At 71.4% G+C, this 13,078-nt stretch carries 12 protein-coding genes and 1 pseudogene; 6 read left to right on the forward strand and 7 right to left on the reverse strand.

Annotated features, from left to right (window positions below; translation table 11 throughout):
- Positions 1 to 3 precede the first annotated feature (3 nt).
- The gene (locus tag ABT294_RS36335; RefSeq protein WP_350810875.1) at positions 4 to 954 is read right to left on the reverse strand and encodes a glycerophosphodiester phosphodiesterase family protein; all 951 of its coding nucleotides are present in this window, start codon (positions 952 to 954) and stop codon (positions 4 to 6) included.
- Positions 955 to 1,142: 188 nt separating this feature from the next.
- Between ABT294_RS36335 and ABT294_RS36340 the strand changes: the two genes are divergently transcribed.
- On the forward strand, positions 1,143 to 1,790 hold the full coding sequence (locus ABT294_RS36340; protein ID WP_350810877.1) for a GNAT family N-acetyltransferase: 648 nt from the start codon (positions 1,143 to 1,145) through the stop codon (positions 1,788 to 1,790).
- Between the two features lie 30 nt (positions 1,791 to 1,820).
- Here ABT294_RS36340 and ABT294_RS36345 read toward each other — a convergent pair whose 3' ends face one another.
- The 3 genes from ABT294_RS36345 to fbaA all read right to left on the reverse strand — a co-directional run bounded on the left by ABT294_RS36345 (position 1,821) and on the right by fbaA (position 4,672).
- Positions 1,821 to 3,104 (reverse strand): adenylosuccinate synthase, encoded by a 1,284-nt coding sequence (locus tag ABT294_RS36345; RefSeq protein WP_350810879.1) that lies wholly within the window; start codon positions 3,102 to 3,104, stop codon positions 1,821 to 1,823.
- Between the two features lie 100 nt (positions 3,105 to 3,204).
- Complete coding sequence (locus ABT294_RS36350; RefSeq protein ID WP_350810880.1) at positions 3,205 to 3,615, reverse strand: DUF3151 domain-containing protein; 411 nt, start codon at positions 3,613 to 3,615, stop codon at positions 3,205 to 3,207.
- A 34-nt stretch (positions 3,616 to 3,649) separates the two neighbouring features.
- Positions 3,650 to 4,672 (reverse strand): class II fructose-bisphosphate aldolase, encoded by a 1,023-nt coding sequence (gene fbaA, locus ABT294_RS36355; RefSeq protein WP_350810881.1) that lies wholly within the window; start codon positions 4,670 to 4,672, stop codon positions 3,650 to 3,652.
- Positions 4,673 to 4,799: 127 nt separating this feature from the next.
- On the opposite strand from fbaA, the gene ABT294_RS36360 reads away from it, so the two are divergent.
- Complete coding sequence (locus ABT294_RS36360) at positions 4,800 to 5,492, forward strand: DedA family protein (RefSeq protein WP_350810882.1); 693 nt, start codon at positions 4,800 to 4,802, stop codon at positions 5,490 to 5,492.
- A gap of 65 nt (positions 5,493 to 5,557) precedes the next feature.
- Positions 5,558 to 5,953, forward strand: coding sequence for a hypothetical protein (locus tag ABT294_RS36365; RefSeq protein ID WP_350810884.1), 396 nt, complete (start codon positions 5,558 to 5,560; stop codon positions 5,951 to 5,953).
- Positions 5,954 to 6,056: 103 nt separating this feature from the next.
- Here ABT294_RS36365 and pyrE read toward each other — a convergent pair whose 3' ends face one another.
- Entirely contained in the window at positions 6,057 to 6,590 is a 534-nt protein-coding gene (gene pyrE, locus ABT294_RS36370; protein ID WP_350810885.1) for an orotate phosphoribosyltransferase, read from the reverse strand.
- 132 nt (positions 6,591 to 6,722) lie between these two features.
- On the opposite strand from pyrE, the gene ABT294_RS36375 reads away from it, so the two are divergent.
- Both ABT294_RS36375 and ABT294_RS36380 read left to right on the forward strand, forming a co-directional pair.
- Complete coding sequence (locus tag ABT294_RS36375; protein ID WP_350810886.1) at positions 6,723 to 9,230, forward strand: sigma-70 family RNA polymerase sigma factor; 2,508 nt, start codon at positions 6,723 to 6,725, stop codon at positions 9,228 to 9,230.
- 189 nt (positions 9,231 to 9,419) lie between these two features.
- Complete coding sequence (locus ABT294_RS36380) at positions 9,420 to 10,751, forward strand: NYN domain-containing protein (protein WP_350810976.1); 1,332 nt, start codon at positions 9,420 to 9,422, stop codon at positions 10,749 to 10,751.
- A 145-nt stretch (positions 10,752 to 10,896) separates the two neighbouring features.
- Here the strand turns inward: ABT294_RS36380 and ABT294_RS36385 are convergent, their stop codons facing one another.
- On the reverse strand, positions 10,897 to 12,057 hold the full coding sequence (locus ABT294_RS36385; protein WP_350810888.1) for a VLRF1 family aeRF1-type release factor: 1,161 nt from the start codon (positions 12,055 to 12,057) through the stop codon (positions 10,897 to 10,899).
- A gap of 187 nt (positions 12,058 to 12,244) precedes the next feature.
- On the opposite strand from ABT294_RS36385, the pseudogene ABT294_RS50915 reads away from it, so the two are divergent.
- Positions 12,245 to 12,301, forward strand: a pseudogene (locus ABT294_RS50915) (zinc ribbon domain-containing protein); the annotation flags it as partial.
- Between the two features lie 147 nt (positions 12,302 to 12,448).
- On the opposite strand, the gene ABT294_RS36395 reads toward ABT294_RS50915, so the two are convergent.
- On the reverse strand, positions 12,449 to 13,078 hold the full coding sequence (locus tag ABT294_RS36395) for a response regulator (protein ID WP_350810889.1): 630 nt from the start codon (positions 13,076 to 13,078) through the stop codon (positions 12,449 to 12,451).

A 13,078-nucleotide genomic window follows, 5' to 3' on the forward strand; every position in this document is an offset into this window, starting at 1 on the left:
GTCCTAGACGCTGACCGGTCTGAGTGGCCTGACCGGGGCGGGGAGCTCCAGGCCGCGCTCCTGCCACAGGTCGCGCATGCGATCCGGGTAGTCGGTGACGATTCCGGCCACGCCCAGGTCGAGCATCCGGCCGCCCAGCTCGGTGTCGTTGACCGTCCAGACGGCGACGTCCAGCCCGGCCGCGGCGGCCTGGGACATCAGGCTCTCGTCCACCATCACGTGCTCGGGTGAGAGCGTGGTGGCCCCGGCGTCGCGGGCGGCGGCGGGGACGTCGTCGCCGAGGCCGTCGTGCCAGTGCAGGGTGTCGAGCTCGATCAGCGCGAAGCGCCGGGTGGCGGGGGCCAGGTCGGCCGCGTGGCCGATGATCCGCCAGTCGAAGCTGAGGATGGCCGTGTTGTCGAGCCTGCCGTGCCGGTCGAGTTCGTCCACGACCAGCTCGGTGAACATCCGCGGATCGGGCGTCAGCTCGGGCCTGGTCGGGTCGGACTTCAGCTCGACGTGCAGCCGCACGCTCTCGGCTTCGTAGACGTTGACCAGCCCGAGCACCGCGCCGAGCGTGGGCATCCGGGTGTCGGGGACCGGCACCTGGGTCAGCGCGAACGGGTCGGCGGGATGGCGCGGCATCCTCACCCCGACGTCCAGCGTGCGGAGCTGGGCGAGGGCCAGGGAGTTGATCGGCTTGCCGACGTACGGGAAGTCGGGGTCGTCTGCCACCACGGGACGCCTGTCGGCGCTCGTCACGGCGGAGACCGTGAGGTCGTGTGTCAGCACGAGGCGCCGGTCGGCGGTGAGCGCGACATCGAACTCGAGCGCGTGCACCCCTAGCTCCATCGTGCGGCTCAGCCCCGGAAGCGTGTTCTCGGGCCACAGGCCCCTTGCACCCCGATGACCGTGTATCTCAACGCGCACACCGGGGACACTACCTTGCCGCGCGGCGCAATCCAGCGATGCCACGCCGCGTCCTTTTTGTGGTGTTAAGCGGCAAAGAACCGAAGCCGAACAGCGTGCCAACGCTGAATGATCTCTCGGAATGGCGGGGACCGCGTCGCCCCAGGGGGACACGGCGATCGGGCCTGCCACTTCCGCCCTCGGCGTCCTATTTCAGGCAAAAAATCCGGCTACATAGCAATAACCTGGACGGCATGACGGAGGCTCTCGAAACGGTCCGACCCGCGACGGTCAGGGCGTGGGTGGACGGATGGGTCCTCTCGCGCAACGCCCCCCAGCCCGTGGAGGAACCCTGGGGCCTGAGGGTCGACGTGGGGCTTCCCGATCACGTGGCCCGGCACATCCTGCCCGACCCCGACCCGGTCTTCCTGCGCCACCTGACGTCCCGGATCACCGCGCCGGGCACCTGGCTCAAACTCTGCGCCCCCGCCGAGTCGGTGACCCGCTGGCTGCCGACGCGCTGGGAGGTCAAGGAGCCCGAGTACATGATGACGGCCTCCCTGGAACACGCCGAGGCGACGGCCCCGCCCGGTTACACCCTGGCCGTCACGACCAGGGCGCACCTGACGACCGCCCGCCTCCTGACGCAGGCGGGCGAGATGGCGGCCCGCGGCCAGATCGCCATCACGGGCGCCACCGCCGTCGTGGACCAGGTGGAAACGGCCGCCACACACCGCCGACGGGGGCTGGGCAGCGTCATCATGACCGCCCTGTCGGCCACGGCCGCGTCCTGTGGCGCCCACACGGGCATCCTCGTGGCCACCCCCGCGGGCCGCTCCCTCTACCGGACCCTCGGCTGGACCGTCCACACGCCGATGACGGCCGCCGTCCTCACCGTCTGACGGCCGCCGTCCTCACCGTGTGACCGCCGGTCAGACCAGCGAGCGGAGCACCAGCGTCTGGTCGCGGCCCGGGCCCACGCCGATGGCGGAGATCGGGGCGCCGCTCATCTCCTCCAGGGCACGCACGTACGACTGCGCGTTGGGCGGCAGGTCCTCGAAGGACTTGGCCTCCGAGATGTCCTCCTGCCAACCGGGCAGCTCCTCGTACACGGGCTTGGCGTGGTGGAAGTCCGTCTGGGTCATCGGGATCTCGTCGTGCCTGACGCCGTCGACCTCGTACGCCACGCACACCGGGATCCGCTCCAGGCCCGACAGCACGTCCAGCTTGGTGAGGAAGAAGTCGGTGACGCCGTTGATCCGGGTCGCGTACCTGGCGATGACCGCGTCGAACCAGCCGCAGCGGCGGTTGCGGCCGGTGGTGACGCCGTACTCGCCGCCGGTCGTGCGCAGCCACTCGCCCATCTCGTCCTCGAGCTCGGTCGGGAACGGGCCGGAGCCGACGCGGGTCGTGTAAGCCTTGAGGATGGCGATCACGCGGGTCAGCCGCGTCGGCGGGATGCCGGACCCGGCGCACGCCCCTCCGGACGTCGGCGAGGACGACGTGACGAACGGGTAGGTGCCGTGGTCGATGTCCAGCAGCGTGCCCTGGCCGCCCTCCAGCAGGACGAACTTGCCCTCGTCCAGCGCCTTGCTCAGCACGAGCGAGGTGTCGGCGATGTGTGGCTTGAGCCGCTCGGCGTACGCCAGGTACTCCTCCAGGACGCGCTCGGCCTCGATGCCGCGCCGGTTGTAGACCTTGGTGAGCACCTGGTTCTTCTCGGTCAGCACGGCGTCGATCTTCTTGGCCAGAATGCCCGGATCGAGCAGGTCCTGGACGCGCACGCCCATCCGGTAGATCTTGTCGCCGTAGGCGGGCCCGATGCCCCGCCCGGTCGTGCCGATCTTGGCCTTGCCCAGGTAGCGTTCGGTGACCTTGTCGAGCGCCTTGTGGTGCGGCATGATCAGGTGCGCGTTCGCCGAGATCAGCAGCCGCTCGGCGGAGATGCCGCGCGCGGCGAGCCCGTCGATCTCGCTGAGCAGCACTCCGGGGTCGATCACCACGCCGTTGCCGATGACCGGCACGACGTGGGGCGAGAGGATCCCGGTGGGAAGCAGATGCAGGGCGTACTTCTGGTCGCCGATCACCACGGTGTGGCCCGCGTTGTTACCACCCTGGTAGCGGACGACGTAGTCGACGTCGCCACCGAGCAGGTCGGTGGCCTTGCCTTTGCCCTCATCGCCCCACTGGGCACCCACGAGAACGACAGCCGGCATGGTTCTAGTCTCCCGAACGCAAAACGAAAACCCCTGGCGCAAGCGCGACAGGGGCTCTTGCGTAGTGAGACTACCCGAGTATGGCTAAATGTCCCAAGAGCTAGCTCTGGGTGAGCGCGTCATAGGCGGTCTCGCTGCTGTCCTTGAGGAACTGGACGCAGCGCTCGGCCTCGTCCTTCTCGCCGATCGCCTGGGCGGCCCTCGACAGCGCGTACAGGCACCGCAGGAAGCCGCGGTTCGGTTCATGCTCCCACGGGACGGGCCCATGGCCCTTCCAGCCGCTGCGCCGCAGGTGGTCGAGCCCGCGATGGTAGCCGGTACGTGCGAAGGCGTAGGAAGTGACGGCGTGCCCCTTCGCGAAGTACTCCTCCGCGAGCGCCGCCCACGCCGCTGGGTAGGCAGGGAAGCGGGCGGCCACGTCGGCGGCCTTGGCGCCGGATTCGAGCGCCTCTCGGGCCTCGGGCAGATCCGGCAGGTAGGTCGGCGGCGGCCCGGCGAGAAGGTTGTCCATAGGACAAGTCATACCCGCCGGGCACCGAAAGTGGCTAGGAGATCTTCGTTCCGGCGCTCTTGAGGTTCTGGCACGCCTCGACGATGCGGGCCGCCATCCCCGCCTCGGCGGCCTTGCCGTACGAGCGCGGGTCGTAGGTCTTCTTGTTGCCGACGTCGCCGTCGACCTTGAGCACGCCGTCGTAGTTGCGGAACATGTGGTCGGCGATCGGCCTGGTGAAGGCGTACTGCGTGTCGGTGTCGACGTTCATCTTGACCACGCCGTACGAGATCGCCTCGTGGATCTCCTCCAGCGCCGAGCCGGAGCCGCCGTGGAAGACCAGGTCGAACGGCTTGTCCTTGCCGTACTTGGCGCCGACCGCGTCCTGGATCTCCTTCAGCACGCTCGGCCGCAGCTTCACGTGCCCCGGCTTGTACACCCCGTGGACGTTGCCGAACGTGGCGGCCAGCATGTACCGGCCCCTCTCGCCGAGCCCGAGGGCCTCGGCCGTGGCGAGCGCGTCTTCGGGCGTCGTGTAGAGCTTCTCGTTGATCTCGCCGACGACGCCGTCCTCCTCGCCGCCGACCACGCCGATCTCCGCCTCCATGACGATCCTGGCGCGGGCGCACTTCTCCAGGAGCTCCTGGGCGATCTCCAGGTTCTCCTCGAGGGGCACGGCGGAGCCGTCCCACATGTGCGACTGGAAGAGCGGGTCGAGCCCCTTCGCCACCCGCTCCAGGGAGATGTCGATCAGCGGCCGCATGAAGCCGTCGAGCTTGTCCTTCGGGCAGTGGTCGGTGTGCAGGGCCACGGTGACCGGGTACTTGGCGGCCACCACCCTGGCGTACTCGGCCAACGCCGTCGCGCCGGTCACCATGTCCTTGACCGTGGCGCCCGACAGGAACTCGGCGCCGCCGGTGGACACCTGCACGATGCCGTCGCTCTCGGCTTCGGCGAAGCCGCGCAGCGCGGCGTTCAACGTCTGAGAGGAGGTCACGTTGATCGCCGGGTAGGCGAATCCGCCGGCCTTGGCCCGGTCGAGCATCTCGGCGTAGACCTCTGGAGTCGCTATGGGCATGATTCATCTCCCTGGGAAGTACGGCTTCGCGCGAGCTCAGTATCCCGACTTAGTACCCCGGGTGGTAGTGACAACGCGTCCGCCGCTCTTCTCCGCGGAATACCCTGCTCCAGGTAGGCTCCCCTGTGTGGACTGGCTTTCCAATCTCCTAGACCCGACCTGGTGGCTCACCATCCTCGGCGCGTTCGCCACGATCGGCGTGCTGGCCATCATCTTCGCCGAGACGGGTCTGCTCATCGGCTTCTTCCTGCCCGGTGACTCGCTGCTCGTGGCCGCGGGCATCTTCAGCTCCGCGGCGGCGGCGAAGGGGATCGGCATCGAGCCGCTGTCCTTCCCCGTGCTGCTGATCGGCACGCCGCTGTGCGCGATCGCCGGCGCGCAGCTCGGCCATCTCATCGGGGTCAAGGTCGGGGGCAGGCTCTTCGACAAGCCGGACTCACGGCTGTTCAAGAAGGAGTACGTGGAGAAGGCCGAGCACTTCTTCGAGAAGTTCGGCCCTGCCAGGGCGGTGGTCATCGCCCGGTTCGTGCCGATCGTCCGCACCTTTCTGAACCCCGTCGCGGGCGTGCTGGAGATGCCGGCCCGCCGGTTCTTCGTGTGGAACGTGGTCGGCGGGGTGCTCTGGGTCGAGAGCATGCTGCTGATCGGCCACTTCCTCGGCAGCCAGGTCGACCCCAAGCAGATCGACAAGTACATCCTGCCCGGGGTCTTCCTCATCGTGGCCATCTCGCTGATCCCGATCATCGTCGAGGTCGTCAAGACCCGCAGGGCGGGCAAGCAGGCGCCGGCGCCGAGCGGCAAGCACCACCGCGTTCCGTAGAGATCGGGAAGGCGGGCGTACCGACGGGTACGCTCCGATGTGTGGGACATCACAGGTCCGATCCGATGAGTCTCGCCCGCCTCGCGCTCGTCGTCCTGGCGGTCGCCGGGGTCGCCGCGCTCCTGGTCGTCGGCGGGCGGGCGCTGTTCGCCTCGCTCAGCACGCGGGCGCCGCAGCCCGAGCACCAGCGCGCCTCCGCCGCGCCTCCGTCTGCCGCCCAGGTGCCGACGGTGCGCATCGAGTGCGTCGCCGACACCTGCCCGCTCGTCACGGTCAGGGTGCCCGGCGGCGACGTCCTGCAGTACCGCGACATGGGCAGGGGCGAGGAGGTCAGCTATTTCGAGCCCGAGCTGGACGTGGTGCTCGCCGACGCGGGCACCGTCCGCGTGACGGAGAACGGCACGCTCCGCGCGCACGGCAAGCCCGGCGCGCGGGAGGCGTTCACGGTCAAAGGCCGGTGACCGCGCGGCCGCGGGAGGTATTCACGGTCGAAGGCCGGTGAGCGCGTGGCCGCGTGAGGCGGTCACCGTCACAGGCCGGTGAGCGTGCCGCTGCGGGAGGCGTTCAGAGCCCGAGGTCGTCGAGCGTGAAGGCGCTGCGGTAGTCGAGGCCCTCCTCGGCCATCCGGGGCGCGGCGCCCCGCTCGACGATCGTCGCCACCGCCACCACCTCGGCGCCCGCCTCGCGCAGCGCCTCGACGGCCGTCAGCGGGGACGTGCCGGTCGTCGAGGTGTCCTCGACCGCGAGCACCCGGCGCCCCCGCACCTCGGGGCCCTCGATCCTGCGCTGCATGCCGTGCGCCTTCTGCGCCTTGCGCACCACGAACGCGTCGAGCGTGCGGCCCCTGGCCGCGGCGGCGTGCATCATCGCGCTGGCCACCGGGTCGGCGCCCAGCGTCAGCCCGCCCACGGCGTCGTACTCCAAATCGGCCGTCAGATCGAGCATCACGCTGCCGACCAGGGGCGCCGCGGTGCCGTCGAGGGTGATCCTGCGCAGGTCGAGATAGAAGTCGGCCTCCTGACCTGAGGAGAGCACCACCCTGCCGTGCACCACGGCCTTCTTCTTGATCTCGGCCAGCAGGTCGTCGCGATCCGTCATGCTCCCAAGCCTATGGGGCCGCCAGGTGCGGACCGGACCGCCTCCCACAGGTAAAGCCGCGGTCGGGGTTTAGTCATGGTGCCGGGTGCGGAAGGAATCCGTGATGCAACGCCATGTAATCGCGAGGTCACTATGAGTGCGGACATCCCTTGGGGCGACGCGGATCTGCTCCAGGCGGTACGTGAGGGCGACGCCGCCGCGTACGAACGGCTCCACGAGCGTCACGCGGGTGCCGCGCGGGCGCTGGCCAGACAGCTCGTCAGGGGCGAGGCCGAGGTCGAGGACGTGCTCGCCGAGGCGTTCACGCGGATCCTCGACCTGGTCGGCAGGGGAGGCGGGCCGGAGTCGGGCTTCCGCACGTACCTGCTGACCGTGGTCCGGCGCACCGTCTACGACCGGACGCGGGTGGAGAGCCCCCACGTGGCCACCGGGGAGTCCGGCCGGTTCGACCCCGGCGTGCCCTTCGTCGACCCGGCGCTCGTCGGCCTGGAGAGGTCCCCGGTCGCCAGGGCGTTCCTGACGCTGCCGGAGCGGTGGCGGGCGGTGCTCTGGCACACCGAGGTCGAGGGCGCCACACCCGCCGAGGTCGCGCCGCTGCTCGGGCTGTCGGCCGGCGGGGTGTCCGCGCTGGCCTACCGGGCGCGGGAGGGGCTCAGGCAGGCGTGCCTGCAACTGCGCCTGAGCGCGGCGCCACGGCAGGAGTGCCGCCCGGTGCTCCGCAAGATGGGCGTGCACGTCAGGGGCGGGTTGCCCAGGCGCGAGGCCCACGCCGTCGACGAGCACGTGCGCGGCTGCGCAGAGTGCCGCTCGGTGCTTCTGGAGCTGACGGACATCGACCGAGGGCTGCGCGTCATCGTGGGCCCCCTGGTCGTCGGCCCCGCCTTCGCCGGGTACCTGGCAGAGCTGGGCAGCCCAGGATCGGACGGCGGCCGGCTGCGGCAGAAGGAGGGCGGCCGGGTACGCCTGCTTCGCCGGTCGCGGCCGGGCGTGCGAGGCGATCACCGCGCGCTCGGCTGGCTGCGACGGCTGAGCAGGCCGGGGGTGGGCGGCTCTCCGCTGCGGCGGGTGCGCAGGCCGGGGGCGGACGGCTCTCCGCTGCGGCGGGTGCGCAGGCCGGGGGTGGGCGGCTCTCCGCTGCGGCGGGTGTCGAGGCAGCGGTTGGCGGCCGTGGCCGGGGGGCTGGCGGCGACGGTGGCCGTGGGAGCCGCGTTCCTGCTGGTCCTGACCGAGGAGCCGGTGCCGCCGCCGGCCGCGCACGTCCCGCTCGCCGCCTCTTTCCAGAGCGAGCCGTCCGGGCCGCCGGACGAGCCGACGCTGGTTCGTCCCCAGCCGGCGCCCACCGTCCACGAGAGTGCGGGCGTGGTGCGGCTGCGCGCGACGATCGACGCGCTCGGCACGCTCGTACGTGACCAGTCCGGCGTCGTCGGGCTGCGGCTGCGCAACACGGGCAGCCGGCCGAGCAAGGACCTGCGGGCCAAGGTCGATCTGCCACCTGGTGTGACGATGAGCCCGCCGGCCGGCAAGGGGCAGGGGTTCGCGCCCGCCGGTGGGGCCGGGGCGGCCGACGGCTGGTCGTGCCGTCCGGCTGGATACGGGGCGAACTGCGTCAGAGGCCCGCTCGGGGCGGGCCGGAGCACCGCGACGTTCCTGCGGGTCCGGGTCGCCGCCGACGCGCCGGAGGGCCTGTCGCCCGCCGTTCGCGTCGCGTCCGGGCAGGTGCGGATCAGGGCGCGGGCGGTCGCGGGCGTGCGGCCCACCGGCGCGGCGGCCAGGTTCGCCACCGAGGGCAGGGTGGTGGTCAAAGCGATCGGCAACGCGCTGCTGACCTGCCCGGACGAGAGCGAGGGCTGTGCCGAGGCGCGCAGGCGCGTGGGCGACAGTCGCGACAACGACCAGTGGCCGATGGTCCCGCTCGACCAGGACACGGTGGCGAGCACGACCGCGTCCAGCGGCGCCACCCTCGACCTTCCCCGGGGCAGCCGGATCGGGTGGGCCGGGCTCTACTGGTCGGCCGGCGTCGAGACGGCCGGGCCGATCAGGTTCAGGCCGCCCGGACGCAAGAGATACCTGTCGATCACGCCCACCCAGGTGCTGACGCGGGCCCTGCCCTCGGGCCCCGCCTACCAGGCGTTCGCCGACGTCACCGGGCTCGTCAGCAGCACTCACGGGTCCGGCACGTGGTGGGCGGCCGATCCGCCGATGGCGACGGGGGTCTCGCAGCACGCCGGGTGGAGCCTGGTGGTGATCCTGGCCGACCCCGCCCTGCCGTACAGCCAGGCGGTGGTGCTCGACGCGGCCACCGTGGTCGGCGGCGAAGCGGGCACGGCGCGGATCCCGCTCGACGGGCTGAGCGCGTCGGCGTCCTCCGCCAGGGTCGAACTGGTCACCTGGGAGGGCGACGCCGACCTCGGCGGCGACACGGTCTCGCTCGGCTCGGGGCCGCTCACGCCCGCGAGCGGCGGACGCGACCCGGCGAACGTCTTCGACGGCTCCTCCAACGGCGTGCGGGGGATGACGTTCGGCATGGACGTCGACACGTTCGGCGCCCCGCTCGGCTCCGATCCGGGGCTGCTGATCACCACCGAGGACGACGTCGTGCTGTTCGGTGTCGCCGCGGTGAGCGTCCCCGCACGCTCGTAACCCATAACAGGACAAACTGGTACGGTCGGCGTAGCTGTGCTGGCGTAACGTCGTGCGCGGGGCGAATCGTCGGGATTAACCCTCGCGCGATCATCGGTCTTCATTACCCTGAGAGCGGGCCGCTGGAGTCCGGTCTCAGACGATGCAGGGCCGGCAAGCTCGAGGCCACCCAAGAAAGGGGCGGTGTCAGTGGATCGCTGCGCGCTGTTCGTGGACGCTGGCTATCTGCTGGCTGACGGCGCGATGGCCGTGCATGGGACCCGCCATCGCGAGGCCGTCTCCTGGGACTATCCCGGGCTGCTCCAGCTCATGAGCAACCTGGCACGCGAGCGCACCGGCCTGCCGCTGCTGCGCTGCTACTGGTACGAGGCCACCGTCGAGGGCCGCCGGACCCCCGAGCACGACGCGCTGGCCGACATTCCCGGCCTCAAGCTCAGGCTCTCCCGCATCCGCCCCGGCCGCCGCGAGGGCGTCGACGCGCAGGTGCACCGCGACCTGATGACGCTGGCCCGCAACAGCGCCATCTGCGACGCCGTGGTGGTCAGCGGCGACGAGGACCTCGCCCAGGTCGTCTGCGACGCCCAGGACCTCGGCATCCGGGTGACCGTCGTGCACATCACCGCCGAGGGCAGCTGGGCCGTCTCCCGCACGCTCAGGCAGGAGGGCGACGACCTCATCGAGATCGGCGCGAACCACCTGCGTCCGTACGTCAACCTGGTCACCGGGGCCATCGAGGCGTCCAACGGGCACCAGCCGCTCAGCAACGGCCACCACTCGCTGGGCAACGGGCATCAGCCGGGCGGGAGCGGCCACCAGCCGATGAGCAACGGCCATGCCGCGCACTCGCTGCCGCCCGCCTCGCAGCCGTCGGCGCCGCCGATCGCACCGCCACCCACACCGCCGGCCACACCGTCGCCCGCGCCGCCGCCCACGCCCACGCTGCCGTCCCTGCCGCCCGCGCCGCAGAAGAGCAGCGGCAGCCACGCCGCGCCCCCGGCCGAGCAGCCCCCGCAGAGCCAGCCCACCGCCGGTGGCCTGCCGCCGAGCCGGGGCCAGGCTGCCACGCCGCCCGCGCTGCCCTCGTACACGTTCCCGGCCGAGCAGCCCGCCACGCCGCCGCCTGCGGCGCCCGCGACGGGGCCCGTCCAGCAGTCGCCGACGACCGGCCAGTTCTCCTCGACGTCCTCCGCGGGCGGTTTCCAGCCGTCGCAGCTCGGCCCCTACACCGGGCCGCAGCCCGCGCCCGTCCCGCCGCCCGCGGCCACCGCGGGCGCCACGACGCTGGCCGACGCGGTCAAGTCCGCGCACAGGGAGGGGCACGACTTCGGCGAGTCCGTCGCCCGCGACGCGCCCGCGCTCTGGCTGGAGGCCGTGCTCGCGCGCAAGCCGCGCATGCCGTCCGACCTGGAGGCCAGGCTGTTGCAGGGGTCGTCGCTGCCGATCGACTTCCTGCTGCACGACGAGGTGCGCCACGCGCTCCGCCGCGGCTTCTGGGACGCCTTGGAGCGCGCCAGACACTAGCCCGCCCGACGCCGGACGGTTCGAGCGCCCGCCGACGCGGGTTCAGGCGCTCACTCGCGCCGGTCGCCCGCTCGTTGAGGAGCTTGTGCCGGTCGCCCGGCTGACCTCGTTCAGGGAGCTTGTGCCGGTCGCCCGCTGTCCCCGTTCACCAGCGCAGGTGCGCGGCCACGCCGTCGTGGTCCGCCAGCTCGGCCGCGGTCTGCGCGGTGAGGATGGTGACCTGGGCGCCGCTCTCCAGCGCTCGCTCGATCATCCGCTCGCCCAGGTCCGGCTCCTCGACCGCCGGCACGCCCGGCGGCACCTGCCCGGCGGGGTAGAGGAAGCCGTCGGGCCCACGTCCACCCTGCCACCGCCCGTTCTCGTCGAGCAGCAGGACGTCCACCCGGCCCTCGTTCAGCAGCGCCAGCGTCTGCCCGAGCCCCACCACGCCGTGGCCTCCGGAGAACGCGGCGTCCTTGACCTGGCTGACCAGCGCGGCGTCCCGGCGCGCCCGCACTTCGGCCAGCGTGCCGGAGACGTGCCTGACCACCTCGGGGGCGTGCAGCGACGGCGGGATGATCGTGTCGGCCTGGACGACCTCCATGGGCCGCAGCGCCGCCGCCACCGTCTCCGTCAGCTTCGGGTCGCCGACCAGCAGCAGGTCCGTCCAGCGCAGCTGTCCCACCCGGCTGCCGATCTGCGGTGCGATCGCGTGCAGGTAGCGGTGCAGGTTCACGTCCACGCGGCGCTGGAACTTGTCGAACAGGACCGACGACTGCCGGGCCGCGCTCGGGGAGGCGGGCCCGCGCATCTTCCGCCAGTCGCCGGTGTCGAGGGTGAAGACCGACTGGTAGACGTCCTCGGCGAGGCCGTACCTGTGGTCGATCAGCCGCACGCCGTCGCGGGAGATCAGCGCGATCCCGGCGGGCGCGCCGGTGGCCATCGCGGTGACGAGCGGCCGCACGTACGCGGTCGACTCCAGCACCGCGCAGGTGCCGACCGGCACCTGCAACGTGGTCGTCCGCACGTCGTCGTCGCTCACCGGCGAGACGAGCACCCGCCCGATCCCGGACGCGGCGGGATCCACCAGTTCCAGGACGTACGGCTCCAGCTTGTCGAGATGGCCGAGGACGGCCATGCGCCGATCCCGCTCCGGCCACCCGGACACCTGCTCCCGCATGGCCGTCAGCTCGTTGCGAAGCTGGATCTCCCAGACGGGCCTGATGGCCGTCTCCTCCCGGGGGTCGGCGGTGACGTACAGCGACACCACGCCGACCTCGTCCTTCAGCGCGACGAGCTCCCGAAGGAAGGCATGCTCGAATACCATGTCGGCCTCCTAGCGCCGGATCACTCCGACTCTAGGCACCAGGAATACGGATAATTCACCCTCTTAACGGAGGTTGTTCGCGGTTTTTACCATGACTTCCGGAGGAAGCCCGGCCCTTTGGGGCCGGGAGGAATCCGGCCCCCGCAAGGGATGACCCGGCGGAGCCGAACTCCCGCTCAGCACCCGGACATGGCACTGCCCGTCCTGCGGCACCCGGCACGACCGGGACCTCAACGCCGCCAAGAACATTCTGGCCGCTGGTCAAGGGGTGCCCGCCTGTGGAGCTGACGTGAGACACCCCGGGTCCTCCCGGGTGCGGTCGGCTGCGAAGCAGGAAACCTCACTCGCGAGGGTGGGAATCCCCCTCCGTCAGGAGGGGGAGGAAGTCAACTCAGGACAGCGCGTCGAATCCCGAGCGGAGGTGGGCGACCCGCTCGGCCAGGTCGGCGACCGGCCCCGCCAGGCCGGGATCCTGCGCCTTACGGACGAGCTCACGCACCCGCGCCAGCTCTTCCTCCACGGCCGACAGCCTGCGCGTCAGCTCCGGCAGCACCGCGGCCTGGTCGCCCGCGCCCGGCGGCAGCTCGCCACTGACCTTGTCGCGCAGCATCGACGCCTGCTCGGCCAGGCGCTTGTTCATGTTGTACAGCTCGGCGAAGACCGACACCTTCGCCCGCAGCACCCAGGGATCGAACGGTTTCGTGAGGTAGTCGACCGCGCCCGCCGCGTAGCCGCGGAAGGCGTAGTCGGGAGCGCTGTCGACGACCGTCAGGAAGATGATCGGGATGTTCCTGGTGCGCTCGCGTCGCTTGATGTGGGCAGCCGTCTCGAACCCGTCCATGCCGGGCATGCGCACGTCGAGCAGGATGAGCGCGAACTCGGTGTTGAGCAGCGCCTTGAGCGCCTCCTCGCCCGACCTGGCGCGCACCGGCACCAGGTCGAGTGAGCTGAGGATGGCCTCGAGTGCGATGAGGTTCTCCTCGCGGTCATCGACCAGGAGGATCTTCGCTCGCTCCGCCAT

It is taken from the genome of Nonomuraea sp. NPDC000554, assembly GCF_040300065.1.
Classification (GTDB): domain Bacteria; phylum Actinomycetota; class Actinomycetes; order Streptosporangiales; family Streptosporangiaceae; genus Nonomuraea.